Below are 26,843 nucleotides of genomic sequence, written 5' to 3' on the forward strand. Positions count from 1 at the left end.
GTAGCTGCCGCTGACGCTGACTCGATGCCGTTCGCTGACTCAGTGCCCGAGGGACGATACGACTCCGCGCATGAGCTCGTCCTCGACGAGTTCGACTCCAGGGCCGAACTGTCCGAAGCGAAGTGCGTTGATGAGACCAATGAGCGCTGCCCAGACGGTCACAGAGCGCACGATCACCTGATCATCAGGTTCCAACCCCAGCTCCCGCAGCCCTTCCCGCAGTGCCTCCAATGCGTGAGGCGGCGGGAGCTCAGAGGGAGCCTGGTCTGACGAGGACTTTTCCAACAGGTTCGTCAGCGTCACCATGATCCTGGTCCCGGGCACCACGGTCTCATCCCGCGGGGCCTGGTAGTCCGGAATGGGTGTGCCGTAGATGAGCGACCACCGATTGGGATGCCTGCGCGACCAGGCAAGCATCGTCACACCGACCGTGAGAACGGACTCGTCGCGTGCCAGTGCCTCATCAACCTCATCGGCGATCGCAGTGAACGCGTCACGGATGAGTATGGTCAGCAGCTCATCGCGGTTCTTCACGTATCGGTAGATGGCGCTCGAGACGATGCCGAGTTCACGAGCAATGGCGCGAAGTGAGACTCCCTCGAGTCCATCGTCGTCGAGCATGCGATTCCCGATCCGAGTGATCTGGGCTTCGGTTTCCAGCCGGGCCCGCTGGCGCGGAGTCGAGTTCGTCATGCCTCCACCCTAAAACGAGAGAGCGCAGATACCAATAGTGAGCACTGCTCTTGAATTGCAACACGGATGAGCCTACTCTAATTTCAGAGAGCAGTGCTCTCGCAAATTGTGAAATCAACGGTCCGCACGACATCACGACATCACGACATCACGACATCACGACATCACGACATCACGACATCACGAAGGATGATCATCATGAAATCTGCACTCGTCATCGGCTACGGACAGATCGGCAGTGAAATCGCCTCCCAGCTCACGGCAGCAGGGATACACGTTGCAGTCGCCACCCGCTCGGCTCCATCCGCAGTTCCGGTTGTCGCCGCCGGCACGGGATCGGCAGTCTCGGCCTACGCCGACCACGCCACAATCGACCGTGTCCGCGCGGACGCAACCGACCCCGATCAGCTGCGCGAGGCCGCCGCTGGCAGCGAAGTCATCTTCGCCTGCGTTCATGCCCCCTATGACAGCCGAGTGTGGGCACAGGTACTGCCGCAGATGGAGAAGACGATCATGGACGTCGCCGCGGAGCTGGCCATCCCGGTCATCTTCCCCGAATCGGTCTACGCCTTCGCCGGTCTCCACAGCCCGGTGACGGAGTCCTCTCCGTTTGTCCCGGTCGAGGAGAAGGGACGGATCAGGCAGCAGCTCATGGAGGCAAGGCTGGAACACCCGGCCACCTCGGCGAGCATCATTGCAGGAGATCTGCTCGGCCGAAGCGCACAGCCGTGGTCCTCAGTGGTGAAGATGTGCATCACCACTCCGATCGCCAAATGGCATCGGGCCATCGTGCCCGCACGCTCCGATGTCGCCCACGGCATCACCGTGATCGAAGACCTCGCTGCCGCGATGATCCGCGCGGCACAACTGCTCGAAGACGTCCCCGCGGGGACGCATCGCCTGCTGATCGCTCCGTCTTCGAATCCGACTCTCGGCGAGATCGCGGAGTTCACTCACGAGCATCTGGGAACGCAGCCGAGGAAGCCACTGTCCCTCCCCCGTTGGACGACTCGCGTCGCCGGAGTCTTCGATAGGTCAATGTACGAACTCAACCAGCTCGCCCCGATCTGGTACTCCCCCTCCGTCATCGAGCCCGGAGAGTTTGCGAAGGATCTGGGCACCACAGATTGGCGTGAAGGCGTCACGCAGATGCTGTGAGGCCACCCCAACTCGAGACGTAGGGTGCACCGAACTCGGACGAACAGGCCCTCGCGTCCGTCCTATTTGAGGAAGATGCCGTTGCCCGGGCCTAGTGGCAGATCGAAGAAGAACCAGATCGCCAGCAACGCAGCCCACGCCAGCCAGAATGGAATGACGAAGGGGAACATCCTCGAGATGATGGTGCCCAGTCCGGCGTTGGGTTCATACCTGCGCACGAGGCCCAGAAGCACGATCATGTAGGGGTTGAGTGGGGTGATGACCTGGGTCGCCGAGTCGCCGACACGGAATCCGGCCTGGATGAAGGCCGGTTCGTAGCCGAGCAGCGCGAACAGCGGAACGAATACCGCCGCCATGAGCGTCCACATCGAGGAGCCGGAGACGATGAAGAGGTTGAGGACACTGGCCAGGAGCATGAACCCGATGACCGCGGCAAAGCCGGTGAGTCCGATAGCTTCGAGCCCGGAGGCACCGGCCACTGCGATCCAGGATCCGATCCCCGTCCAATTGAACAGTGCGATGAACTGACCGAGGATGAAGGCGAGGATGAGGAAGGACATCATGTCGACGATCGACTGGCTCATCATCCGCACGAGATCGTTCATCGACCGCACGGTGCGCACGACGAAACCGTAGACCACGCCCATGAGCATGAAGTAGCCGAAGACGATGAAGACGATTGAGGACAGCAGCGGGGACTTCGGCAGAAACCCGCCGTCCTCATTGCGCCAGGGTGAGTCGGGAATGAGCACGGCGAAGAGCAGCACGGCGGTCAGCAGCAGCGCCGATGCCAGGGACCACACCAGGCCCCGCTTCTCCTCGGGTTCGAGCTGGGCCTTGACCTCCTTCTGCGATTCCTCGACCTCTTCGTCGGATACGGAGTTCTCGCCGTAGGGGTTGCCCTTCGCCTGGTATTCCTTGGCCAGGCCCGAACCCTTGGCATCGGCGTATTCGCGCGGAACGCCTTTGCGAACCATGTTCGGTTCGATGAGCTTGTCGATGATGAAACCGGCGATGACCGCCAGAACGATCGAGGCGACGATGTTGAAGAAGTAGTTCGACACCGGGTTGACGGCTGAATAGTCAGTGTCGGGCAAGGTCCCCATCACCGAGGTGGTGATGCCGGCGAAGAGCGCATCGAGGCTGGTCGGCACGATCGAGGTCGAATACCCGGCACCGGTGGCGGCAAATCCGCCGATGAGGCCGGCCATCGGGTGTCGTCCGGCGGCCTTGAACACGAGTGCGGCCAGCGGCGGGATGATGATGAAGGCGGAATCGGCCATGATCGACCCGACCACGCCGACGAAGCCGACGGCATAGGGCAGCAGCCAGCGTGGGCTCTTGCCGAAGGCGATTCGCACAGCTGCGGCGAGCATGCCCGACTTCTCGGCTACGCCCACCGCTAGGAGGATCGGCAGCACCGTGGCCAAGGGCGGGAATCCGATGTAGTTGTCGCCCATCGTCGTCGTCAGCCACGACAGCCCCTCGCCTGTGAACAGACCTTTGATCGCCACGGTCTCGTCACTGCCGGGAATCGAGACCGACACGTCTGCAATAGCCATGCCAGTCGATATCGCTCCTGTGATGAGGAACAGTCCGAGAAAGAGGGTGAACGGCTCGGGCAGTTTGTTGCCTATCCGTTCGATCCCGTCCAGCAGACGCTGGCCGATACCGACTTTCGCTGATGTCGTCGTTGACATGTGTCTTCCTTCTCTTCGATGGTCGCAGTCCGAGCGGACTCCCCGGACTAGTTGAAATAGTTCTCCACGTCGACCGCTCCTCCGTCGCGCTCGAATTCTGCAACCACCTCGGCGGCCAGGTCATCGTCGACGAGGAAGTCCAAAGCCGTACACGCCAGTCCATACCCGGCGTCATGGGCGGCAGCTTCGGCGGCGGGCGTGATCGAGGCTGCCGCGAACTCGCGGGTATGCAGCGCCACCTCGGAGTCGGCGGTTTTGATCAGTGGATGGATGCCCGGTATCCGGTAGGACACATTGCCGAAGTCGGTCGACGCTGCAATCGACTCATCGAGCACCCCACCGGGCAGCGGTGTTCGCCCTTGCGTCTCCTCGTGCACGGCCCAGCGCTGTGTGAGAGCGGAGTTCGTACGCACTGGAAGCGAAGGCGGATGCTCGTCCCAGTCGACTTCCACTCCCGTGCCGGTCATGAGGGCCGCTCCCTTTGCCGCGTCCTCGACCCTGTCGGACAGCTCCTTGAGCGTTTCGGGGAACTTCGACCGGACATAGCACTGCACTGTGGCGGCTTCCGTGATGATCGAGGGCCGGGTCCCGCCGTCAGCGATGACGGCGTGCAGTCGGGAGATCGGCGGCATCTGCTGGCGAATCAGTCCAAGACCCTGGTAGAAGAGGTTCGCGGCGTCGAGTGCGTTGCGGCCCATGAACGGCTGCGCCGAGGCGTGGGCGGCGATCCCTGAGTAGTTGACGGTCAGCAGACGCCTGCCCAACCACACCTGTTCCGCGCAGTCGTACCCGTATCCGTGGACCATAATGGCTGCGTCGATCCCTTCGAAGGCTCCGCTGCGGGCCATGACCTCTTTGCCCGAGTGGCCCTCTTCCGCGGGAGTCCCGAGCAGCACTACGTTGCCGGGAACAGCGCTGGGGTCCCGTTCCCAGAGGGCGTGAAGGGCGAGGAATGCTCCGACTCCGGAGGCGGCTATGAGGTTGTGCCCGCAGGCATGACCGATTTCCGGCAGTGCGTCGTATTCGGCGAGGATCGCGATCGTGCGTCCGTCACCATTTCCCGTCGTCGCGCGCAGGCTCGTCTCGACACCGTACAGCCCGGTCTCGACCTCGACGCCCCGTGAGCGCAGCAGTGAGGCGATAGCACTGACGGATTCGTATTCGACGAATGCGGTCTCTGCCAATGAGTGGATGGTGTGCAGCAGCCTGTCGAGATCAGACCGGGCCGCTTCAAGGCCTGCGGCGAGGCCTGCAGTGCTTGACTCGGGAGCCCCACTGAATTCGGAACTCCACTCACCTGCTCGCTCGCTGCGTGTTTGAGTCTCGGCGGCGATCTGGTCGAGATAGCTCGCGTTCGGGACTGTCGGTTGGCTCAGGTCGCGGATCTCACTCATGGAGATCAAGCATAGGAGACTTCGGGCAAGTGCACATGCCTTTTCCCTATATTCGGGACTCGACCCGAAGTATTGGGTACGCTGCGGGCCGGGAGTCTACGACTCAGCGATCTGCAGAGCCAATGAGTCCACTCTCTCCACGATCGTCTCATCAGCGGCCAGAGCTAGTTGGAATCGCTTCATCTCCTCGGCGGAGACTTGAGAGCGAACCCCAAGTCGGATGCCGACCTCGGGCCCCTCGACATGGACTCGGGCACTGCCGGGACTCAGACTGATCTGCGCCAGCCAAGGAAAATCCTCGGCGATGGCGACCAGCGCCTGGCCCACCTCGGCGTCGGCCCAAGACGGAGTCCAGGGCTGGCCCTGGGCAAACGCGAACATTGCGGGACGACGCAGCAGGAACGAGGTCTCGGCCCCGGGGTCGAGGACGACGAGCTGTGATTCGGCTTCGATTGCGCCGAGGACGAGTCGTTCCGATTCGATCGGCACAGGCCGAGCCTCGGGATGCCACGCCGTCAATGGTGGAATCGAGCAGAATCCGGGTGTGCACTCACGGCCGTCCTCGGCCTGGAGCCGGACCATGGCCATCTCCGAGGAGTTGTCGACCATCAGTCCGTTCTCCCCGACCTCCTGGTCAACCGCCATCGGAACGATCGGTGCGTACAGCCTGGCGCCTGACAATGCGGAGAGCACCTTGCTGTGCAGCGTCGGGTTCATCGGCTCCTGACCCACCTGGTTCAGGGCCTCGATCAGCCCGGCATCGGCAAGCCCGGAATCGCCCGAGAAGGGGTTCGGCCGCAGGTCACGGCCGGACCAGGATTGTCCGGCCGAGTCCGAGCGATCGCCCGTATCCGATGCCACTTCTTCAGCCTCCAGCGACTTCGAGGGCTTCTTCCAAGGTGAACTTTCCGGCGTAGAGGGCCTTGCCCACGATCGCCGAGTCCACGCCGTAGGGTACCAGCTCGCGCAGGTTGCGCAGATCGTCGAGGCTCGAGACTCCGCCCGATGCCACGATCGGCTTGTCGGTCTTTTCTGCCATCGACTTCAGCAGCTCCACGTTGGGTCCCTGCAGAGTGCCGTCCTTGCGGACGTCGGTGACGACATAGCGGGCGCAGCCTGCCTTCTCAAGGGTCGAGAGGACCTCGTAGAGGTCTCCCCCGTCCTTGGTCCAGCCGCGGGCGGCGAGAGTGGTGCCGCGAACGTCGAGGCCGATGGCGACCTGATCGCCGAAGCGGGAGATCATGTCGGCGGTCCATTCCGGGTTCTCCAAGGCGGCGGTGCCGATGTTCACGCGCTCAGCGCCCGTATCGAGTGCTCGTTCGAGGCTCTCGGTGTCGCGGATGCCGCCGGAGAGTTCGACCTTGATGCCGACGGCCTTGACGACCTGGTTGAGCAGATCTGAGTTCGATCCGCGACCGAATGCGGCGTCGAGGTCGACGAGGTGGATCCACTCCGCTCCCCGGCTTTCGAAGTCCTGGGCTGCGTCGATGGGAGAACCGTAGTCGGTCTCCGTGCCGGCCTCGCCCTGGACGAGGCGGACGGCCTTGCCATCGGCGACGTCAACGGCAGGAAGGAGGACGAGCTTGTTGGGGGTTTGAGTCATTGTGACCTTTCTCAAGAGGCTGTCGAGACTGATGTGAACGAGTTGGAGCAGTTGAACCTGGAGGGATCGGACAATCCTAGTCGCGGGTCGCGCCCGCTTCCGGGAAAGAGCCGATCCAGTTGCGCAGCAGACGCGCACCTGCGTCGGCTGACTTCTCGGGGTGGAACTGGGCCGCCCAGGTGGTGCCGTCCTCGACTGCTGCGATGAAGCTGCTGCCATGGGTTGCGGTGGTCACCACCGTGTCCGGTGGGGGTTCGGTGGCGGCATAGGAGTGGACGAAGTAGAAGCGCTCCTCGGCCACACCCTCAAACATCCGTGAGGACGTCGGTGCGCTGACCTGTGACCATCCCATGTGTGGAACGACCGGAGCCTTGAGCGCGGTGACGGCGCCGGGCCAGAGTCCGATGCCTTCCGTCTTCACACCGTGTTCTTCTCCGCGCGCGAAGAAGACCTGCAGACCCACGCAGATGCCGAGCAGAGGTCGCTGACTTTGGTGCCAGGAGCGGATCAGCTCGTCTCCGCCGATTCGCGTCAATCCGGCCATCACAGCCGAATAGGCGCCGACGCCGGGAACGAGCAGACCGTCGGCGCCATCGATGGCGGACCGGTCGGCGGTGAGAACGACCTCGGCACCGGCTGCTTCCACCGCGCGAACGGCTGAGCGGACGTTTCCTGCCCCGTAGTCGAGGACAGCGACCGTGCTCATTGCTTTGCTCCCTTGGTCAGGACGCTGTAGATCCTCCACAGGGAGAAGCCGAGGACGATTGCGCCGAAGACGGCGACCACCCAGGCCATGGTGTTGCCGGTGAGCCCGATAGTGATGCCGAAAGCGGTGATGAGTCCGGCGAGTACTGCCACGACGATCCACAGCAGTGCCGTTCGCGCCACAGCGGCCCGGCCAGGAGACATCGTGGCGGCACTGGCCTGCAGCTTTGTCATGGAGGAGGTGGGGATGTTGCCCTCCACCTCGTCGGCCGACTTGATCTCGAGCAGGAGCTGCTCGAGGACATCTGGAAGGTTCTTCAGGGCCAGTCCTGCTGGCACATCCGATTCGCGGGCACCGTGGCGGAAGTGACCGGCGTCGATCTGCTCCTCGCTGCGGGCAAGAAGGAGAACTTCGTGTTTGCCGGAGAGTTTGGAGATCGCAGCGGCCGCTTCGTTGCCCGCCTGCACGTCGGTGTCGGCCAAGACGATTCCGGTGAAGTCTCCGATGGGAACGATGGTTCCCTTGATGTTCGACAGCACGCAGGCAGCGGCCAGCTGCTCGGCTACGCCGAACGGGGTCACGACGACGGTGGTGCTCACAGGACTCCCTTGGTGCTGGGTACCGAGTTGTTGCGCTCATCGGGTTCGACTGCCTCACGCAGAGCGCGGGCGAAGGCCTTGAACTCTGCTTCGGCAATGTGGTGCGGGTCCCGGCCGCGCAGCAGGTCGAGGTGCACGGTGAGGCCGGCATGGAAGGCAATCGACTCAAGCGAGTGCGAGGTCATCGACCCGGTGAAGTGACCGCCGATGAGGTGGTACTGCTGGCCTTCGGGCTCACCTTCGTGCACGAAGTAGGGGCGGCCGGCCACATCGACGACGCACCGGGCCAGGGCCTCATCCAGCGGCACCGCAGCCAGACCGTAGCGGCGGATGCCGGACTTGTCGCCCAGTGCTTCGAGCAACGCCTGGCCCAGGACGATGGAGGTGTCCTCAACCGTGTGATGGACGTCGATGTGTGTATCACCGTCGGCCTTGATCTCCATGTCGATGAGTGAGTGCTTCGACAGCGCCGTGAGCATATGGTCGAAGAAGGGAACACTCGTCGAGATGTCGGACTGACCGGTTCCGTCGAGGTTGATGGAAACGTTGACCGAGGATTCCGAGGTCGTACGGGAGCGTTGTGCCTGCCTCATGGATGGCCTTTCGTAGGAAGGGTAAGTGCCGTCTGAGGACCATTGTCCTCTGACTCAAGCGAAGTGGTATGTCGGGGTGTGCGCATCTCAGCGATGTCGACTCAGTTGGCGGACAGCACGATGGCCGGGTCCTCGGCCAATATTTCATTGACTGCGGTGAGGAACGCGGTGGTTTCCTCATCCGTGCCGGCATTGACCCGTGCGTGATGGTCGATGCCGATGTCGCGGATGAGAATTCCGCGATCGAGCAGCTTCTGCCACAGATCATGAGGTGAGGCGATGCTGCCGAAGAGAACGAAGTTCGAATCGCTGGGGTAGACGGTGAACCCCGCCGCATCCAGGTGTTGCGAGATTCGGTCGCGGGAGTCGATGAGCCTGTCCACGTTCTCCAGGAGGAGGTCGGCGTGCTCCAAAGCGGTGGACGCAAGCACCTGCGTGATCTCCGAGAGGTGGTAGGGCAGGCGAACCAGACGCAGAACATCGATGAGATCCGGTGACGCAATGGCATAACCGAGACGCAGTCCGGCGCAGGCGAAGGCCTTACTCATCGTCCGTGACACGACCAACCGGGGACGGCCGTCCAGCAGCGTCATGGCAGAGGCGCGTGCAGGTCGGGAGAACTCGGCGTAGGCCTCATCGACGATGACAATGCCTGAGCAGTTGTCGTAGGCGGCTTCGATGACGTCGAGGTCGATCGAGGTGCCTGTCGGGTTGTTGGGGGTGCACAGGAAGACGATGTCCGGGTTCACTGCGGCCACCTCGGCGGCGACGGTTTCCGCATCAAGCGTGAAGTCGTCGTTGCGCGCCGAGGCCTGCCAGGTGGCACCGGTGCCTGTGGTGATCAGGGGGTGCATGGAGTAGCTGGGGGTGAATCCGAGGACAGTGCGCCCGGGTCCGCCGAAGGCCTGCACGATATGGGAGAGGACCTCGTTCGACCCGTTTGCCGCCCAGATCATGTCGGAGCTGAGCTCGACGGACTGTCCGGCGCGGTCATTGACGCCCTGCAGATAGGTGACGAGATGCTCGCGCAGGTCTTCGAACTCACGGTCGGGATAGCGGTTGAGTCCGGCGAAGTGTCCGTCGACGGCTGAACGCATACTCTCGACGACCACATCGGGGATCGGATAGGCGTTCTCGTTGACGTTCAGCTGCACTGGCACATCCAGATGCGGAGCGCCGTAGGGCTTGAGGCCGACTAGGTCCGAACGCACTGGCAATGACTCGTTATTTCCCACCGCATCAGTCTAGCGTTTGGGCACATCCAAGGTCTGCCCCGGGTGCACCACAGGCGAGGACAGGTGGTTGATGTCGACGATGTCAGCGACGACATCGCGGGTGTCGCGGTCGATCCCGAGGTCCACGGCCACTGCCCACAGTGACTCCCCTTCACCGACGACGACTGCCTCGGCGTCGATGCCGATGTCCTCGGTCTCTGCTCCGGCGGCTGCCGAGAACGACTGTGTGGCGACGAAGAATGCTCCGCCGACGATGACGAGAGCGCACACCATGGTCCGAAGCAGGCGCATGGCCTGGCGTCCACGAGTGGTGAAACGCAGTTCCTGGTTCAGTGCAGACATCGCTTAACCTCTTTCCTTCGTACGATTCCACCCGTAATAGGTAGAACGTCTGTTCTATTCAACATGCCAATCGAACATATGTCCAGTCCAACTCGAACATTTATGCGACAATGAGAGAGAACCAGCGTTGTTGATTGATCTGAAAGAACCATCTCAGGCGGCACTGACACGAGAATTCTCGACGTGAGGATCAAGCGGTGGGGCCGGCGGGAATAGAACGAAGGGGAACGAGCAATGGTTCAGAACAAACGAGGGAGGGGCCGTCCCCGCAACGAGGACGTCGCCAGCGAAATCGCAGCCGCCCGCAGCGATGACGAGGACGTCTCGATTCCGGAAGGCTCCACCGGCGAGGGCGATTTTCGTCTGACCCCACGACAGCGTCTGGTCCTCGAGACCATCGAACGCGCAGTCGTGACCAACGGCTACCCGCCGAGCATGCGCGAGATCGGCAAGGCTGCCGGGCTGGCCTCGCTCTCCAGCGTGGCTCACCAGCTTTCCCAGCTCGAACGTCTCGGCTATGTCCGTCGGGACCCGAAGCGCCCGCGCGCCATCGAAGTGGTCAATCCCTTCGAAGAGGAAGAGGCAGAGCGGGCCAAGTACGAAGAGCTGGCCAACAACACCGTCCAGGTCCCCGTCGTCGGCCGCATCGCCGCCGGTGGGCCCATCTTGGCTGAGCAGGAGGTCGACGATGTCTTCTCCCTGCCGACACAGGTCGTGGGCTCGGGCGACATGTTCCTGCTCAAGGTCGTCGGTGACTCGATGATCGAAGCCGCGATCTGTCACGACGACTGGGTGGTCGTGCGCAAGCAGCACACCGCTGACAACGGTCAGATCGTGGCGGCCCTGCTCGATGGTGAGGCGACTGTGAAGACGCTCAAGCGCAAGGCCGGCCGCCAGTGGCTGCTCCCCCAGAACAAGGACTATGAACCGATCGACGGCACCTATGCCCAGATCATGGGTCTCGTCGTGTCAGTGATCCGTCGCCTCTGACTTTTCTCCCCAGGTCTTCGACCACTGAGGTTCCGATGACTGTGCCCCCGACCGATGACGGTCGGGGGCACAGTGCGTCTCGGGCTCAAATCAGTCGTCGGTGGCTGCCAGACGTCCCAGGCTGGACTTCACGAGCGTCGAATCCGTCGTCGGCCACATCGACGGCATCGAATTCACTAGGTACCCGCCGTAGCGAGCCGAGCGCAGGCGCGAGTCGAGCACGGCCACGACTCCCCTGTCCTTGGTTGAGCGGATCAGGCGACCCGCTCCCTGTGCCAGGCGCAGTGCGGCATGGGTGGCGCTGACGGCCATGAAGCCGTTGACTCCGCGGTTGTCGGCGTCTTTCGATCTTGCCTGCATCAGTGGGTCATCGGGCCTGGGGAACGGAAGCCGGTCGATGATGACGAGGCGGTTGGTCCGGCCCGGAACGTCGACTCCCTGCCACAGTGACATGGTGCCGAAGAGGCAGGCTTGGTCATCTGCGGTGAATTGGGAGACGAGTGAGGGCAGTCCGTCATCGCCTTGGAGGAGGATCGGGATGTCGAGCTTCGCCCTCAGGTGTTCGGCTGCGGCATTTGCGGCCGCTCGGGAGGAGAACAGTCCCAGTGCCCCGCCCTTGGAGGCGGTGACCAGTTCCTCAAGCTCATCCAGTGCCTGTTCGCTCAGGCCGCTGCGGCCGGGACGTGGGAGGTGGGCGGCGACGTAGAGGATGCTCTGTTTGCCGTAGTCGAAGGGTGATCCGACGTCGAGGCTGTCCCACTTGGGTGCGTCGGGGCCGAAGAGTCCCAGGGACGCTGCGACGGCGTCGAAGTTTCCACCCAGGGACAGAGTCGCCGAGGTGGCTACCACTGTTGAGTCTTCGAAGATCCCTGAGCGCATGGTGCCGGCCACGCTGAGCGGGGCGACGACGAGGTTCGTGGTCTCACGTTCGCGGAAGGTGCTGCGCGAGAGCCACACGACGTCGTTCTTGCCGGGGTCGCAGAACCGTTCGGCCAGTTCGAAGATCTCCTGGCAGCGGGCCTTGGCCATCTGCCGCCCGGCGTCGGAGTCCTCGGTCTTGCCGCCGATGTCGTTGATGATCTGTCGAGCGGAGTCACGAATCTGAGCCAGCGCGAGGGACAGTGCCTCGCTCATATTGAGGATCAGACCTTCGCTGACACCGCTTTGGGCGCGTTCGAGAGCTGCGGCCGCGGAGTCAAGCAGTGCGACGACGCCGTCCTGGACGATGGTGTGCTTGCGCACGGAGCTTGTGGCGGCCGAGAGCATGCTCGTGTTGATCTGACCCGACAGCGCGTTCGTCACCCGATCCTTGAGTTCGTGGGCCTCGTCGATGATGATGACATCGTGTTCGGGCAGCACGGTGTTCTCACCGAAGGCGTCGATGGCCAGGAGCGCGTGGTTGGTCACGACGATGTCGGCTTCGGCCGCGTTGTTGCGGGCCAGTTCAGCGAAGCATTCGGTGTACAGGGGGCAGTTCGAGCCGAGACAGTCGAAGGAGTTGACCGAGACCTCTGACCAGGCGCGGTCGCTGACACCGGGCAGGAGATCATCGCGGTCGCCGGACTCTGTGGTCTTCTCCCACGTCCGAATTCGCTGGATCTCCTCACCGAGGCCGGACCGGTCGGTGGCCTTGCGACCGGCCTCCGCATCCGCACCGAGGTCGAAGAGCATCCCTTCGCCCTCATCGGGGTATCCGCCGCCGAGCTTGTGCTTGCAGACATAGTTGCGCCTGCCCTTGAGCAGAGCGGCCCGGGGCAGCGGATCGAGGGTCTTCTTCACGGCCTTGAACAGGCGCGGCAGATCGCGGTGGATGATCTGCGTCTGCAGAGCCAAGGTCGCCGTGGACACGATGACGCGGTTGCCCGTCCGGCTGGAGTACTCGGCCGCCGGGACCAGATAGGCCAAGGACTTGCCGGTACCGGTGCCTGCCTGGACCAGCAGGTGGATGCCCTTGTCCACCGACGAGGAGACTGCTTGGGCCATCTCTGTCTGACCTTCTCGGGTCGAGCCGCCGATGGCCCCTACGGCGGACTCGAGCAGTTCTTCGACGGTGCTCACTCGCCGATGACCAGGTCCGGACGTCGGAAGTCTGCGAGTTCCGCGGCCAGTTCTGCCGGAACCTTCGCCTGCATCGCGGTTCCGCCGGCACCGTGCTCTTCGTGTTCGACCATGCCGAGGGCATAGATCTTCGACACAAGATCTCCTCGCTCATAGGGAATGAGCACGGTGACCTCGATGTTCGGGGAGGGCAGCATCGACTCGATTGTCTCGACGAGCTCTCCGACGCCTTCCTTGGTCACAGCAGAGACGAAACGTGCCTCCGGGTACTCCGCGTGAAGTCCGGTGATCACTGCATCATCAGCGATGTCGGCCTTGTTGAAGACGAGGAGTTCGGGAATGTCTCCTGTCTCGACGTCTTTGAGCACCTCGCGCACGGCATGGATCTGACCATGCGGATCCGGGTGCGAGGCATCGACGATGTGCAGAAGCAGATCCGAGTCCGAGGCTTCTTCCAATGTCGAGCGGAACGCTTCGACCAATTGGTGGGGAAGGTTCCGGACGAATCCGACGGTGTCCGTGTAGGTGAAGGTGATGCCGTCGGCGGTCCGGGACTGTCTGACAGTCGGATCCAAGGTCGCGAACAGCGCATTCTGCACCATCACCTCGGCGTCGGTGAGCTGGTTGAGCAGTGAGGACTTGCCGGCGTTGGTGTAGCCGACGATCGCCACCGACGGGATGTGATTGCGGGCGCGGTTCTTGCGCTTCGTGTCCCTCGACGGTGCCATCGCGGTGATCTGACGGCGCAGCTTCGACATTCTGGCCCGGATCCGACGTCGATCGAGTTCGATCTTCGTCTCACCTGGACCGCGGGAACCGATTCCGGCACCGCCGGCGACTCGGCCACCGGCCTGGCGGGACAGGGACTCGCCCCAACCGCGCAGACGCGGCAGAAGGTATTCGAGTTGAGCCAGTTCGACCTGGGCCTTGCCTTCGCGGGACTTCGCATGCTGAGCGAAGATGTCGAGGATGAGCGCCACTCGGTCGACGACCTTGACCTTGATGACGTCTTCGAGTCCGCGACGTTGGCTGGGTGCGAGTTCGGAGTCGATGATCACGGTGTCAGCACCCACGGAGGCGACGATCTCGGCCAGTTCGGCGGCTTTGCCCTTGCCGAGGTACGTGCCGGGGTCCGGGGTCTCACGTCGTTGGATGATCGCGTCGAGGACCTCCGAGCCGGCGGTCTCTGCCAGAGCAGCGAGCTCCCGGATCGAGTTCTCAGCATCGGCCTGGGTCGTGTTCCACAGTCCTGCGAGGACGACCTTCTCCAGGCGAACCTGGCGGTATTCGACTTCGGTGATGTCTTCGAGTTCGGTGGACAGGCCGGCGACTCGTTTGAGGGCCGCTCGTTCAGCCAGATCGAACTGCGAGGCGTCGTCGACGGGTGATTCGTTGGTGTCCAGAGCCTGGGCACCTCGTGCGAGAACGCGATCGAGCATCGCGTCCCGACGCTCTTTTTCAGTGGACGTCATTCATTCCTTTGTTCGTTTCCACTCTCGGCGCCACATGGTGTCGCCCGGAGAGTCTCCCCTCAGTTGAGAGAGGTGTCCATCAATTCTCCCACAGCCGTCTAGACTGTAACGGTGTCAGAGCACTATTTCACCGAATCGCCCAGCAGCGAGGCCAAAACACGCGAGCTCACCCTCGATCTCGCTGGCCGTGAAGTCACGGTCGAGACCGTCTCGGGAACCTTCTCCCCCACACGTTTGGATCTGGGGACCGCGGTCCTGCTGCGACATCTGCCCGTGCCCGAGCCCGGCGACATCCTCGATCTGGGGTGTGGTTGGGGGCCGATCGCCTTGGACGCGGCCCTGAGCGCCAAGGACGCCGAGGTGGACGTTCGTGTGTGGGCACTCGACGTCAACTCCCGGTCCCTTGAAACGACTGCCAAGAATGCGCAGCGTCACGGACTCAAGACAATTCGTCCCGTCACCGCTGATGAGATTCCCGACGACCTGCAGTTCAGTGCGATCAGGTCCAACCCGCCGATCAGGGTCGGCAAGGAAGCTCTGCATGAGCTGCTGAGCACCTGGCTGCCCCGTCTGGCCCCGGGCGGACGCGCGGATCTGGTGGTCTCGAAGAACCTCGGCGCGGATTCGCTGCAGAAATGGCTCATCGCAACCCTCGGAACCGGCTTCAGCGTCGTACGCACCGGATCGTCGAAGGGCTATCGCGTCCTCACGATCGACCGCGACTGACGCGTCGTCAGTCTGCGTGTATTGGCTGTCAGTCTGTGCGAATCGGCCGTCAGGCTTCTTGTTTCGGCTGTCAGTCTGCGTGTGTCAGCTGATCGTTCCGTCGGCGACCAGCACAGCCGGTCCCGACAGGGTGACGCTGCCGCGTGTCCCATCGGCGTTGGGTGTGATGCCGATACGCAGCTGTCCACCGGGGACATCCACGCGCCATTGCAGGGGTGAGGTCGGTCCCGCCCAGTGGTGAGCGGCGATCGCTGCGGCACAGGCACCTGTCCCGCAGGAGCGGGTCTCACCAACACCGCGTTCGAACACCCTCATGCGCAGGGCGCCCTCTCCCCCGGCCACATCGCTGCGGGCCGGTTCCATGACGATGTATTCGACGTTCGATCCCTGCGGCGGAACCGGGTCGAGGACGGGTGCGTCGCGCAGTTCTGCACTTTCGAGTTCAGCGGACTCCGCCAGTGCGACCACGGTGTGCGGGTTGCCTGTTTCGACGCGCATGCCTGGGCGGGGAACTTCGATGCCCGAGGTCGAAACGATGACGTCTTCGCTGTCGTCGAGTGACCATTCGCCCATGTCGATCATGTACCAGGAGTCGGCTGCTGATCCGGGAAGCGACTGCCCTGCCGAGGCTGTGGCGTCGCCGGCCTGCTTGCCCAGTGCCGGGTTGAGGACCGTGCGCACGGTCTTGATGCCATCACGAGTGCCGACGAGGATCTCTCTCGAATCGGCCGCAACACGTCCTGTCGTGGCGAGCACGTGTGCGAAGACTCGCACTCCGTTGCCGCACATCTCAGAGAGGCTGCCGTCGTGGTTGTAGTAGTCCATGAACCATTCGGCGGCTGCCTCGGCCTGTTCCTTGGCACCGGGGATCCCGCTGCTCGCTGAACGCACGATGCGGATGACCCCGTCGCTGCCCAGTCCCGACCGTCGATCGGCCAGCAGCGCGATCGTCTCGGGATGCATCTCCAGTGCACTGTCATCGTCGACCAGGAGGACGAAGTCGTTCTGTGTGCCGTGGCCTTTGATGAAGGTCGTGCCTGCGATGTCCGCGAATGGTGACTGGGAGGAGCTCATGGTCTTATTCTATCGGTGACAGGCCAGCTGCCGACACAGTCGGCATTCAGCTCGTCGTGGCGGCCACAGCGTCGAGGGCGCTGGCCGCATTGGCCTCATGGTCACCCGCTGTGGCGTCGATCCAGACGATGCGCGGGTCTCTGCGGAACCAGGTGTCCTGCCTGCGTGCAAACTGTCGAGTTCTGATGATCGTCTGCTCCTGAGCTTCGCCTCTGTCGAGCGCGCCTGCCAGGTGCTGCTGAATCTGAGCGTATCCGATCGCTCGTGAGGCGGTTCTGCCTTCGGCCAGGCCGTGTTCGAGCAGGTTGCGGACTTCGTCGACCCACCCTTGTTCCCACATCGTCTCCACCCGGGACGCGATCCGCTCATGCAGGATCTTTCGTTCGACACTCAGGCCCAGGTGGATGGTCGGTTCGATGGCCTGATAGTCGGGCAGCTGAGCGCTGAAGGGACGTCCGGTGAGTTCGATGACTTCAAGGGCACGCACGATGCGCCGCGAGTCATTGGGAGTGATCTTCGCAGCGGCAGCCGGATCGATTTCCTGCAGATGCCTGTGCCTGCCCCAACGATCGGCCTCGACTTCGGATTCGATGCGTGCCCGCACCTGCGGATCGGTGCCGGGGAACTCCATCCGATCAGTCGCGGCGCGCACGTACAGCCCCGATCCGCCGACGAGAATCGGTCGTTTCCCCCGCGTGCGGATGTCGGCGATGGCTTCACGCGCCTGCCGTTGAAACGTCTGCACGTTGGCTTCTTCTCGGACGTCGAGGATGTCGATGAGGTGGTGGGTGATCCCTCGGCGCTGGTCGGCGGGAAGTTTGGCGGTGCCGATGTCCATGCCGCGGTAGAACTGCATGGAGTCCGTATTGATGATCTCCCCGCCCAGGTGCTCGGCCAGGTTGAGGGCGAGATCCGATTTTCCGGTGGCGGTGGCCCCGGCAATGGTGATGGTCGGCTGTGACGACGTGCTCAACGGTGTCTCATCTCAATATGTCCCGGTCCCGCACAGTGATCGAACCTCGTGAAGGTACTCGTCGAAGACAGTGGTGAAGGAATAGTCGGATGACCTGTGGGCCCACATGTGGGCTGCGGCTGCCTCGAGGAGCTCGAGATCAGCATGCACGTCAACGGCGGCCGCGACGGCGGTGACGACCGACCTAGGATCATCGGCGCTGAGCGCAGCAACAATCCGCTCGTCGGCCTGTGCCGCCCCTGGTACGGGGGCCAAAGGGGCCTCTTCAGAGGCAGCGGCTGAAAGGTCGATAGGGACCAACAGGTTCTCGTTGCTGGCCAGTGCTCCGCTGTCGGCCGGTGATTCGCTGTCGGGCAGTGCTCCGATGCGCACTCCGGCTGAGTGTGCATGGAGGAGTGCCACAGCAATGGCAGGATGTGCGGACTCACAGAGTGCACGGTCGGCAGGGTTGAGCTCCGACACCGCCTGAACCCAGTCCTCGCTCTCGAGCAGCTCATTCGTTCGCGTGTCGATTCCGCGATCGATTCCCAACCCGCCGAGACCTGCCAGCGGAGGCAATTGCCGAACCGGAAGCGCCCACTCTGATCTGGTCGACAGGCAGGATTCGATCGCGGCTCGCATCTGCCCAGCTTGCGAGGCCTCTGCCAGGTCCACGTCTGCCAGCAGGATCGGGGCTGCCGGGATCACTGCAAAAGAGGCCATCTCAGCTGCGAGTGCGGATGGTCGGCATGCCCAGGTTTGTGGAAGCCCCACTCGTCTGGCCCGATGTGGGAGTTCCGCAGCTGTCCGCCTGTGCGCGGTCGTAGGCGTCTCCGGCTCGTGAGGGTCGCAGTGCGTAACCGGAGTCTGCTAAGAGGAAGAACGGTTTGGCGTCGGTCACGGTCGCGGTGACGAAGTCGCCTGGACGCGGCATCTGCTCTCCGTCGGGGATGCCGACGTGAACGAGTCGATTGTCCGCCGAACGACCGGTGAGCCGTGGGGAGTCATCATGGGGTCGGGTCGTGACGAGGACTTCGACCTCGCGGCCGATCTGTGCGGTGTTCTCTTCCCAGGAGATTTCGTCCTGGAGAGCAGTCAGGCGTTCGAAGCGCTCCTGCACGATGTGTTTGGGCACCTGGTTCTCCATCGTTGCGGCGGGGGTGCCGGGGCGGATGGAGTACTGGAAGGTGAAGGCCTGCGAGAAACGCGCACGTCGGACGATGTCCATGGTTCCCAGGAAGTCCTCCTCGGTCTCGCCGGGGAATCCGACGATGATGTCGGTGGTGATCGCTGCGTTCGGGATCTTCTCGCGCACCGAGTCGAGGATGCGCATGAACCGGCTGGTGCGGTAGGAGCGGCGCATTGATTTGAGGATCGAGTCCGAGCCGGACTGCAGCGGCATGTGCAGCTGCGGCATCACGGTGGGTGTTTCCGCCATGGCGTCGATGACGTCATCGGAGAACGAGGCCGGGTGTGGGCTGGTGAAGCGCACACGTTCGATGCCTTCGACCTTTCCGACTGCGCGCAGCAGTTTCGCGAAGGCGCCCTTGTCCCGGAATTCCGAACCGTAGGAGTTCACGTTCTGGCCCAGGAGCGTGACTTCGACGACGCCGTCTGCCACGAGTGCTTCGACTTCGGCCAGGATGTCGCCGGGCCTGCGGTCTTTCTCTTTGCCGCGCAAGCTGGGAACGATGCAGAAGGTGCAGGAGTTGTTGCATCCGACCGAGATGGACACCCATCCGGAATGCTGAGACTCACGTCGACTGGGCAGAGTGGAAGGGAAGACGTCGAGGCTCTCAAGAATCTCGACTTGGGCTTCCTGGTTATGTCGCGCTCGTTCGAGCAGTGCAGGCAGTGAGCCCATGTTGTGGGTGCCGAAGACCACGTCGACCCATGGAGCCTTCTTGACGATCGTGTCGCGATCCTTCTGCGCCATGCAGCCGCCGACGGCGATCTGGAAGTCGGGATTGCGTTCCTTGACGTGGGCCAGCTGACCGAGGTTTCCGTAGAGACGGTTGTCCGCGTTCTCTCGCACCGCACAGGTGTTGAACACGATGACATCGGCTTGGTCATCGGCGTCTGCGGGAACATACCCGGCGTCGTCGAGAAGTCCGGAGAGTCGTTCGGAGTCGTGGACGTTCATCTGGCAGCCGTAGGTCTTCACCTCGTAGCTGCGCGGTGAGCTCTCGGCGGAGGTGGGTGCATCAATCAGTTCAGTCATGGCGCAACTATTCTAGCTGTTGTCCCTCACAGTCGACGATGTTCAGTCCTCGGCAAGGACTTCGCGTGTCACCTTGAGACAGACCGAGGATGCGAAGCCACGACGTGCGAGCATGCCCAGGATGCGACGTTCACGAACATCATGGTCAAGACCGCGAGTCGAGGCGGCCTTCTTCTCCGCGACTTGGCGGGCGAGATCATCTTCACCGTCGACGTCTTCAACGGCGTCGGAGACGATCTCGGCAGGCAGTCCCTTTTTGTTGAGTTCACGCTTGAGGGCCGAGCGGGAGAGCTTTCGCCGCTCCCGGTGAGCGCGCACGTAACGGTGGGCGAACTCTTCATCATCAAGGAGACGTGACTTCTGGAGCTTGGCGATGAGTTCATCGACTGCGGCCGGCAGGAAGTCACGTTTGAGGAGTTTGTCGCGCAGCTCTCCGCTGGCGTGGTCGCGCATGGCCAGCATGTTCATGGCCGTCTTCTTCGCCTTGGCGTAAGCGGCGTCGAAATCCACCGGGCCGTCATCATCATCGTCATCATCGTCGAATGACAGTGCATTCGCGAAGGATGGGATGCCATCAGACTCTGACGTCTGCACGGGTCCAGAGGCTACAGAAGGCCCCGGAGTCTGTGCTTCCGAGGCGTCATCGGCGAAGAATCCGCTTTCGCCTTCGGCATGGCGTTGGTCGATCTCGGAGATGGCCTCGCGAAGCTTCTCCAGCTTCGACGAGGCCGCCCCTGATCGCACCGAGTCGGTCCCGTGTGGGTTCGACTCGGCAAGATCACCACCGCGACCGTGTGGGTCAGGAGACTTCGACGTCATCCGATTTCGAGCTCTCTGCTGCGGCGCCGTCTGCCTGATCGGCGTCTGCGTCTGCTTCGGGTTCGTCGACCTTGATCAGACCCATCTTGTGTTTGATCTTGAGCTCGATCTCCTCTGCCAGGCCCGGGTTGTCGCGCAGGAAGTTACGCACGTTCTCCTTGCCCTGGCCCAGCTGGTCACCGTCATAGGTGAACCATGATCCGGACTTGCGGATGATGCCGTTGTCGACGCCCATATCGATGAGGCTTCCCTCGCGGGAGATGCCCTGGCCGTAGATGATATCGAACTCAGCCTGCTTGAACGGCGGGGCGATCTTGTTCTTGACGATCTTGGCACGGGTGCGGTTGCCGACCGCGTCTTGGCCTTCCTTCAAGGTCTCGATGCGACGCACGTCGATGCGCACCGAGGCGTAGAACTTCAGAGCCTTACCACCGGAGGTGGTCTCCGGGGAGCCGAAGAAGACTCCGACCTTCTCACGCAGCTGGTTGATGAAGATGGCGGTGGTCTTCGACTGGGACAGGGCGCCAGCGATCTTACGCAGTGCCTGCGACATCAGTCGTGCCTGGAGGCCGACGTGGCTGTCACCCATCTCACCTTCGATTTCGGCCTTCGGCACGAGGGCTGCGACGGAGTCGATGACGATGACGTCGAGTGCTCCAGAGCGGATGAGCATGTCAGCAATTTCGAGTGCCTGCTCACCGGTGTCCGGCTGAGACACGAGGAGCTGGTCGGTGTCGACGCCGAGCTTCTTCGCGTATTCCGGATCAAGTGCGTGCTCGGCATCGATGAATGCTGCGATGCCGCCTGTCTTCTGTGCGTTCGCAACAGCGTGGAGCGCCACGGTGGTCTTACCCGAGGATTCCGGGCCGTAGATCTCAACGACACGACCGCGGGGCAGTCCGCCGATGCCCAGAGCGATGTCGAGTGCGATGGAACCGGTGGGGATGCAGGCGATCGGTTCCCGGACTCCTTCGCCCAGGCGCATGATCGCGCCCTTGCCGTAGTTGCGGTCGATCTGACCCAGTGCGGCGTCGAGTGCCTTCGACTTGTCGCCGCCGGTCGGGATCTGCAGGTTCTTCGGTGTACGAGCCATGGTCTCTCCTAAAAGTGTCGTTTTCCGTTGAGACCAAGGCTAGAAGGTGGCACTGACATAACAACAGAGGAACGAAGCCCCCCGTGGATAATCAGCCACTCATGGTCACAGGTCCCGTGATTCATTACCAGCATAACCGACATGGGAACAAGTGTTCTATATGTCGGTGCGTGTCGCACTATTTTGCGCGATGTCATTGTGCAGCCGGTGCGAGAGAACCCGATGCGGTGATCGACAGAGACGTTGCGCGTCGAGGAGCGAAGCCCCAACGATCAGTTACCACCACGACCGGGAAAACAGAACGGCCTCAGAAGGGACGGGAGCGTGGTTTCTCTTTACCCAGGCGACGTGATTCCGGTACGCCGGAAGCGTCGCAGACTGCGATCCAGATGTCGCGGGGTTCAATCCCGGCTTTGAATGCTTCTTCAGCGGTTCGGGAACCCAAGCTGCTCAGCGCGAGATCCGTGTGCAGTGATGCGGCTCGTGCCTCGCCGAATTCCTCGTTCATGAGAACCCAGTAGAGGGTGTGACGCATTAGGGCTTGGCTGCCAGTCGCGGCACGGTGTAACCACCGGGACGACCGAGGATCTTGTCGGAGAGCTCCTGTGGGATGGTGTCGGGAATCTCAACACCTTCTTCGAGTGCGAACCGATCCGAGACCGAAGACAGCAGAGCCGACAACGGCAAGTCGAGGGCTTCACAGATTGCGGAGAGGAGCTCCGAAGAAGCTTCCTTCTGACCGCGCTCGATCTCGCTGAGGTAGCCCAGCGAGACGCTGGCTCCCATGGAGACATCGCGCAGGGTTCTCCCCTGGCGGCGGCGAACGGAACGCAACGCGTCACCGATTTCTACTCTCAGTAACATAACGCGTCCCTCCCTTTGTCTCCGCGAACTGTCCTAACGGTGTGCTCAACTTTACAGCCCGGTCGATGCCGAGCGCCAACCTGGGTGTGTGACCTGATGGTTTTGCCAGTCCATTCGAAGGTACCGGTGCATGTTCTTTCAATTGCCATTACTTGCTTAACTTCAACGAGGTGGAACTTATTCCAGGCATACGCGTTCAGGCCTCGACGGAGTCGTCTGCTTCAGGTCCGAACGCCAAGCGGGTGACGAAATCATCGAGGTCGGCCATCATGGCGGCCACGGTCTGACTGCGGATCGCCTCTCGGTCTCCCTCGAAATGGTGTTCGCTGACCTGTGCCTTCCCGGCGAAGGCGATGGCGGTGTAGACGAGACCGACCGGCTTCTCGTCCTGCGGGTCTGGTCCTGCCACTCCCGTGCAGGAGACTCCGATGTCGGCGACGCACTCGCGTGCCGCGCCGGCTGCCATCTGGGCCGCGACGACTTCGTCGATGGGCCCGGTCTCTTCGAGCTGGTCTGCGTCGACTCCGGCCAGTCGAGATTTGAGGTCGGTGGCATAGGTGATGAGCCCGCCGCGAACGACCGCGGAGGCCCCGGGGACGTCGACGAGTGTCGCCACGAAGCGACCACCGGTCAGCGACTCTGCTGCCGCGACCGAGAGTCCCACCTGCGTGCAGGTGGTGATGAGGTGCTGGCTGCGGGAAAAGAGCTCGGTCTCGTTCACGATCTCACTTGGCGTCTGGGCCGGTGTGTCCATCCGCGGCAGGAGGGCCATCGGCAGGGCGTTCCCCGGCGGGGCCGCCGACCGTGTGTGAGTCTTTGGCAAGTTTCGCAGCCTGGACGCAGTAGTCGATTCCGGTCACGACGGTGACGATGATGGCAGCGACCATGGTCAGCCAGGCCAGGATCAGCACGGCGAAGGTCACTCCTTCGGGAACGATCTGCGCAAGGGGGCGCAGGAGCAGGAAGAGTCCGATGGCGACGGTCTGCAGCACCGTCTTGATCTTGCCGCCTCTGGACGCGGGCATGACGGCGATGCGGATCATGAAGAAGCGAAGCACGGTGATGCCCAGCTCCCGGATGAGGATGATGACCGGGACCCACCAAGGGATCTCTGTGATCATCGCCAGGCCGATGAGGGCCGCTGCCATCAGGGACTTGTCGGCGATCGGGTCCGCGATCTTGCCGAAGTTCGTGATGAGGTTGTATTTGCGTGCCAGGTCCCCGTCGATCTTGTCCGTGGCCATCGCCAGCAGGAAGACGGCCAGTGCCCACCACCGCATGGTCATGTCCTGGCCGCCGTCGGCGAGGAGGAGGACGAGGAAGACGGGGACGAGCAGGATCCGGAGGACGGTCAGTGCGTTGGGAACATTCCACGGGCTGGGCTCTGCCGGTGTGTGTCCCGGGGCGCTGTTCTCTGGTCGATCATTCACGTGACAACCCTATCTGAGGGACATGTGAAAGGCGTGGAGCCGACCGCTCGTTTCAGCGGTCAGCTCCACGCCGTATTCTGTTCTATTCGCACCCCGCCCGATGGGCATGGGGCCCTACTCAGCGGGCCTGAGGTGCATCTGCGGTCAGCGACCCGTCAGTGACCAGGCGTCTTCGCCGCTGGTTTCGACGACTTCGAGTCCCGTCTCGGGATCGACATCGCCGACGTGCAGGTCTGCGGCATGTCCCACGCCCGTCGCATAACGGTCGTTGGCACCGGAACCTGAAGACCTCGCCGAGGTGCTCGCACCCGAGTCGCCGTAGTCGTCGAACTCCTCATCGAAGTCCCCGGCCGCCGACTGTGTGCCGCCCTGTGATCGGCTGTTCCCGCCGTAGCCGGAACCGTCGTCGTAGGCACCATCGTCGCCTGCCGCCGAGCTCGGTTCTTCGTCCGGAGGAGTCTCACCCTTGATGATCGCCAGGGTGCCGGGCAGATCCTCCGGCCGGACGAGCACGTCGCGGGCCTTCGAACCTTCGGAGGGGCCGACGATGCCGCGAGATTCCATGAGGTCCATGAGGCGACCGGCCTTGGCGAAGCCGACGCGCAGCTTGCGCTGCAACATCGACGTTGAACCGAACTGGGTGGTCACGACCTGCTCGGCTGCCTGGAGCAGGAGCTCGAGGTCGTCGCCGATCTCCTCGTCGATGACCTTCTTCGGTGCCTCGACCGCGACATCTTCACGGTAGTTCGGCTTGAGCTGGCCCTTGACGTGGTCGACGACCTTTTCGATCTCCGACTCGTTGACCCAGGCACCCTGGACACGCATCGGCTTCGCAGCACCCATGGGCAGGAACAGGGCATCACCCTGTCCGATGAGCTTCTCCGCACCCGGCTGGTCGAGCACGACTCGCGAGTCGGCCAGGGAAGAGGTGGCGAATGCCAGACGTGAGGGCACGTTGGCCTTGATGAGGCCGGTGACGACGTCGACGCTGGGTCGCTGTGTGGCCAGGACCAGGTGGATACCGGCTGCACGTGCCAGCTGCGTGATGCGCTGGATCGACGCTTCGACGTCGCGGGGGGCGACCATCATCAGGTCGGCGAGCTCGTCGACGACGACCAACAGGTAAGGGTAGGGCTGGAGCACCCGTTCCGATGCTGCGGGAACTTCGACGCGACCCTCCCGGACGGCCTTGTTGAATTCGTTGATGTGCTTGAACCCGAAGTTCGCGAGGTCGTCGTAGCGAGCGTCCATTTCGCGCACGACCCATTCGAGCGCCTCGGCGGCCTTCTTGGGGTTCGTGATGATCGGGGTGATGAGGTGCGGAATGCCCTCGTAGATCGTGAGCTCCACGCGCTTGGGGTCGACGAGGATCATGCGCACCTCGTCGGGGGTCGCACGCATCATGATCGAGGTGATCATCGAGTTCACGAAGCTCGACTTACCGGCACCGGTGGCACCGGCGACAAGCAGGTGAGGCATCTTCGACAGGTCGGCGACGACGAAGCCGCCTTCGACGTCCTTGCCCACACCCATGACCAGTGAGTTCTCGGTCTTGCGGGCGGCCTTCGAGCGCAGCACATCGCCGAGGGCGACGTTCTCACGGTCGGAGTTGGGGATCTCGATGCCGATCGCCTTCTTGCCGGGAATCGGCGAGAGGATGCGCACATCGGCGCTGGCTACTGCGTAGGCGATGTTCTTCGACAGCGCCGTGACCTTCTCGACCTTGGTGCCCGCGCCGAGTTCGACCTCGTAGCGGGTGACCGTGGGGCCACGGGAGAATCCGGTGACCGCCGCGTCGATCTTGAACTGTTCGAGCACGTCGCGCAGTGCTTCGACGACGCGGTCGTTGGCCTCGGAGCGTTCCTTCGCAGGAGGTCCGGGCAGGAGGTTGTCCGATGCTGGCAGGGTGTAGGTGACGTCGCCTGCCAGGGTGAGCTGCTCGACGCGTTCGGGCAGCTGTTCCGTGGGTGGGGGTGCCGGGCTGTTCGTCAACGGCACCGGCGCCGAGGCGGCTCCCGAGGTGGTTTTCTTCGCCACGGTGGCAGCGTCATCGTCCATGCCGATGGTCTTCTTCAGCGCAGCTGTTTCACGCTCGGCTTTCGTGGGCCGACGTTCGCCGGGTTTGAACTGCGGACGTTCGATGACGGTGGTGTCAGCTTCTTCATCGCTGACATCGTTTTCGTGGATGTAGGCCTTGTCGTAGGCCTTGGTCGCCGTGTCATCATCGGGATGCTCGCCCTCGGGGAGGTCGGTCTTCTTCTTCCGCGAGCGACGCTTGGCGCCCATGACGGGCTTGAGGGTCGAGGTCCGGGCATTGTCGGCGACGAGGTCGGTCGAATCCTGTCCATCCTGCTTCTCGGAATCGGGCCGAGCCCCTCCGGTGAGACGCAGGTAGAGATCCATCAGGCGCTTCGGGATCGAGCGCACAGGTGTCGCGGTGATGACCAGCAGGGAGAAGAGCCCGAGCAGGATGAGCAGCGGAACGGCCACATATCCGGTGGTGGCGACAACAAGGGGTGAGGAGATGACGAAGCCGAGCGCTCCTCCCCCGTTGGCCATAGCCTCACGGGAGTTGACGAAGCTGGGGTTGCCTGCGGCGATGTGGGCCAGTCCGGCCGCTGCGAACAGACCCAAGATGATGCCGATGAGGATCCGGTTGTTGCCTCGGTTGTCGTCTCCGCGCAGGAACAGTCGGATCGCATATGCGGTGAAGATCACCGGCAGGGCGAGGGCTACGCGGCCGAAGGTGCCTTCGACGACGTTGCGGACAACGTCGCTGATCGCACCGGGGATGTTCCACCATTCGAAGGCTGCGATGATGATCGAGAGACCGATGAGGAAGAAGGCGGTGCCGTCTCTCTTCGTCGGTGACTGGTCGGTCGGTTCGTCACTGAGGATCTTTCGCGCACGGTTTCCGGCCATGTGGGCCACTCCCCTCCACGCACCGGTGACAACGTTTGTCCCGGGGTCTTCCTTGGTCCCCGCTTGCCCGGTCCGACCAGCAGTTTTACGCGCTGTGCCTTTTCCTTTACCAGAAGCGGGGGAAGTCGTTCTGGTCGCCATGCTTCTTATCTTAGGGCGATTATGCGCCCCTGCCCAGTAAATCCGCAGGGTTCGGCGC

General features: G+C 62.9%; 26 protein-coding genes. 3 read left to right on the forward strand and 23 right to left on the reverse strand.

Features of this window, described 5'->3' with window-relative positions; genetic code table 11:
* Positions 1-39: 39 nt before the first annotated feature.
* Positions 40-693, reverse strand: a complete 654-nt coding sequence (locus LQ788_RS12850; RefSeq protein ID WP_231441565.1) for a TetR/AcrR family transcriptional regulator — start codon at positions 691-693, stop codon at positions 40-42.
* Between the two features lie 198 nt (positions 694-891).
* Between LQ788_RS12850 and LQ788_RS12855 the strand changes: the two genes are divergently transcribed.
* Positions 892-1,851, forward strand: a complete 960-nt coding sequence (locus tag LQ788_RS12855) for an NmrA family NAD(P)-binding protein (RefSeq protein ID WP_231441567.1) — start codon at positions 892-894, stop codon at positions 1,849-1,851.
* Between the two features lie 62 nt (positions 1,852-1,913).
* Here LQ788_RS12855 and LQ788_RS12860 read toward each other — a convergent pair whose 3' ends face one another.
* The 9 genes from LQ788_RS12860 to LQ788_RS12900 form a co-directional block, all read right to left on the reverse strand.
* Positions 1,914-3,551: an AbgT family transporter gene (locus tag LQ788_RS12860; protein ID WP_231441570.1), complete on the reverse strand. Its 1,638-nt coding sequence runs from the start codon at positions 3,549-3,551 to the stop codon at positions 1,914-1,916.
* A gap of 47 nt (positions 3,552-3,598) precedes the next feature.
* Positions 3,599-4,945: a M20 family metallopeptidase gene (locus tag LQ788_RS12865; RefSeq protein ID WP_231441572.1), complete on the reverse strand. Its 1,347-nt coding sequence runs from the start codon at positions 4,943-4,945 to the stop codon at positions 3,599-3,601.
* Between the two features lie 96 nt (positions 4,946-5,041).
* Positions 5,042-5,806 carry an SseB family protein gene (locus LQ788_RS12870; RefSeq protein WP_231441574.1) on the reverse strand — a complete coding sequence of 255 codons (765 nt, stop codon included), beginning with the start codon at positions 5,804-5,806 and terminating at the stop codon, positions 5,042-5,044.
* A gap of 4 nt (positions 5,807-5,810) precedes the next feature.
* Positions 5,811-6,548, reverse strand: coding sequence for a bifunctional 1-(5-phosphoribosyl)-5-((5-phosphoribosylamino)methylideneamino)imidazole-4-carboxamide isomerase/phosphoribosylanthranilate isomerase PriA (priA, locus tag LQ788_RS12875; RefSeq protein ID WP_231441577.1), 738 nt, complete (start codon positions 6,546-6,548; stop codon positions 5,811-5,813).
* A gap of 76 nt (positions 6,549-6,624) precedes the next feature.
* A complete protein-coding gene (gene hisH, locus LQ788_RS12880; RefSeq protein WP_231441579.1) occupies positions 6,625-7,254 on the reverse strand; it encodes an imidazole glycerol phosphate synthase subunit HisH in 630 nt (209 codons plus the stop codon).
* Positions 7,251-7,853 (reverse strand): hypothetical protein, encoded by a 603-nt coding sequence (locus LQ788_RS12885; protein ID WP_096160569.1) that lies wholly within the window; start codon positions 7,851-7,853, stop codon positions 7,251-7,253. Before LQ788_RS12885 ends, hisH begins: the two co-directional genes overlap by 4 nt.
* Positions 7,850-8,446: an imidazoleglycerol-phosphate dehydratase HisB gene (gene hisB, locus LQ788_RS12890; RefSeq protein ID WP_009885065.1), complete on the reverse strand. Its 597-nt coding sequence runs from the start codon at positions 8,444-8,446 to the stop codon at positions 7,850-7,852. The genes LQ788_RS12885 and hisB overlap by 4 nt, the downstream gene beginning before the upstream one ends.
* 101 nt (positions 8,447-8,547) lie before the next feature.
* Positions 8,548-9,681: a histidinol-phosphate transaminase gene (locus tag LQ788_RS12895; RefSeq protein WP_231441581.1), complete on the reverse strand. Its 1,134-nt coding sequence runs from the start codon at positions 9,679-9,681 to the stop codon at positions 8,548-8,550.
* A 9-nt stretch (positions 9,682-9,690) separates the two neighbouring features.
* Complete coding sequence (locus LQ788_RS12900; protein WP_009885067.1) at positions 9,691-10,023, reverse strand: LysM peptidoglycan-binding domain-containing protein; 333 nt, start codon at positions 10,021-10,023, stop codon at positions 9,691-9,693.
* A 234-nt stretch (positions 10,024-10,257) separates the two neighbouring features.
* On the opposite strand from LQ788_RS12900, the gene lexA reads away from it, so the two are divergent.
* Entirely contained in the window at positions 10,258-11,013 is a 756-nt protein-coding gene (gene lexA / locus LQ788_RS12905) for a transcriptional repressor LexA (protein ID WP_231441583.1), read from the forward strand.
* Between the two features lie 90 nt (positions 11,014-11,103).
* Here lexA and LQ788_RS12910 read toward each other — a convergent pair whose 3' ends face one another.
* Both LQ788_RS12910 and hflX read right to left on the reverse strand, forming a co-directional pair.
* Complete coding sequence (locus tag LQ788_RS12910) at positions 11,104-13,071, reverse strand: ATP-dependent DNA helicase (protein WP_231441585.1); 1,968 nt, start codon at positions 13,069-13,071, stop codon at positions 11,104-11,106.
* Positions 13,068-14,543, reverse strand: coding sequence for a GTPase HflX (gene hflX, locus LQ788_RS12915; RefSeq protein WP_231441588.1), 1,476 nt, complete (start codon positions 14,541-14,543; stop codon positions 13,068-13,070). The genes LQ788_RS12910 and hflX overlap by 4 nt, the downstream gene beginning before the upstream one ends.
* A 111-nt stretch (positions 14,544-14,654) precedes the next feature.
* Here hflX and LQ788_RS12920 point away from each other — a divergent pair, with 111 nt between their 5' ends.
* Positions 14,655-15,269 (forward strand): class I SAM-dependent methyltransferase, encoded by a 615-nt coding sequence (locus tag LQ788_RS12920; RefSeq protein ID WP_125188066.1) that lies wholly within the window; start codon positions 14,655-14,657, stop codon positions 15,267-15,269.
* 84 nt (positions 15,270-15,353) lie between these two features.
* Here the strand turns inward: LQ788_RS12920 and dapF are convergent, their stop codons facing one another.
* The 11 genes from dapF to LQ788_RS12975 all read right to left on the reverse strand — a co-directional run bounded on the left by dapF (position 15,354) and on the right by LQ788_RS12975 (position 26,644).
* On the reverse strand, positions 15,354-16,343 hold the full coding sequence (gene dapF / locus LQ788_RS12925) for a diaminopimelate epimerase (RefSeq protein ID WP_231441590.1): 990 nt from the start codon (positions 16,341-16,343) through the stop codon (positions 15,354-15,356).
* Between the two features lie 46 nt (positions 16,344-16,389).
* Positions 16,390-17,316, reverse strand: a complete 927-nt coding sequence (miaA, locus tag LQ788_RS12930; protein WP_231441592.1) for a tRNA (adenosine(37)-N6)-dimethylallyltransferase MiaA — start codon at positions 17,314-17,316, stop codon at positions 16,390-16,392.
* A gap of 12 nt (positions 17,317-17,328) precedes the next feature.
* Entirely contained in the window at positions 17,329-18,018 is a 690-nt protein-coding gene (locus LQ788_RS12935) for a hypothetical protein (RefSeq protein WP_231441594.1), read from the reverse strand.
* Position 18,019: 1 nt separating this feature from the next.
* Positions 18,020-19,516, reverse strand: a complete 1,497-nt coding sequence (gene miaB / locus LQ788_RS12940) for a tRNA (N6-isopentenyl adenosine(37)-C2)-methylthiotransferase MiaB (RefSeq protein WP_231441596.1) — start codon at positions 19,514-19,516, stop codon at positions 18,020-18,022.
* A 42-nt stretch (positions 19,517-19,558) separates the two neighbouring features.
* On the reverse strand, positions 19,559-20,335 hold the full coding sequence (locus LQ788_RS12945) for a regulatory protein RecX (RefSeq protein WP_231441599.1): 777 nt from the start codon (positions 20,333-20,335) through the stop codon (positions 19,559-19,561).
* A complete protein-coding gene (gene recA, locus LQ788_RS12950; RefSeq protein ID WP_231441600.1) occupies positions 20,316-21,428 on the reverse strand; it encodes a recombinase RecA in 1,113 nt (370 codons plus the stop codon). Before recA ends, LQ788_RS12945 begins: the two co-directional genes overlap by 20 nt.
* A 307-nt stretch (positions 21,429-21,735) precedes the next feature.
* Positions 21,736-21,963, reverse strand: a complete 228-nt coding sequence (locus tag LQ788_RS12955; RefSeq protein ID WP_231441602.1) for a DUF3046 domain-containing protein — start codon at positions 21,961-21,963, stop codon at positions 21,736-21,738.
* On the reverse strand, positions 21,963-22,292 hold the full coding sequence (locus tag LQ788_RS12960) for a helix-turn-helix domain-containing protein (protein WP_029417702.1): 330 nt from the start codon (positions 22,290-22,292) through the stop codon (positions 21,963-21,965). Before LQ788_RS12960 ends, LQ788_RS12955 begins: the two co-directional genes overlap by 1 nt.
* A 196-nt stretch (positions 22,293-22,488) precedes the next feature.
* The gene (locus tag LQ788_RS12965; protein ID WP_231441604.1) at positions 22,489-23,064 is read right to left on the reverse strand and encodes a CinA family protein; all 576 of its coding nucleotides are present in this window, start codon (positions 23,062-23,064) and stop codon (positions 22,489-22,491) included.
* Complete coding sequence (pgsA, locus tag LQ788_RS12970) at positions 23,018-23,722, reverse strand: CDP-diacylglycerol--glycerol-3-phosphate 3-phosphatidyltransferase (RefSeq protein ID WP_231441606.1); 705 nt, start codon at positions 23,720-23,722, stop codon at positions 23,018-23,020. The genes LQ788_RS12965 and pgsA overlap by 47 nt, the downstream gene beginning before the upstream one ends.
* Positions 23,723-23,866: 144 nt before the next feature.
* The gene (locus LQ788_RS12975) at positions 23,867-26,644 is read right to left on the reverse strand and encodes a DNA translocase FtsK (protein ID WP_231441608.1); all 2,778 of its coding nucleotides are present in this window, start codon (positions 26,642-26,644) and stop codon (positions 23,867-23,869) included.
* Positions 26,645-26,843: the final 199 nt, after the last annotated feature.

Source organism: Brevibacterium zhoupengii (genome assembly GCF_021117425.1).
In the GTDB taxonomy this organism is placed as follows: domain Bacteria; phylum Actinomycetota; class Actinomycetes; order Actinomycetales; family Brevibacteriaceae; genus Brevibacterium; species Brevibacterium zhoupengii.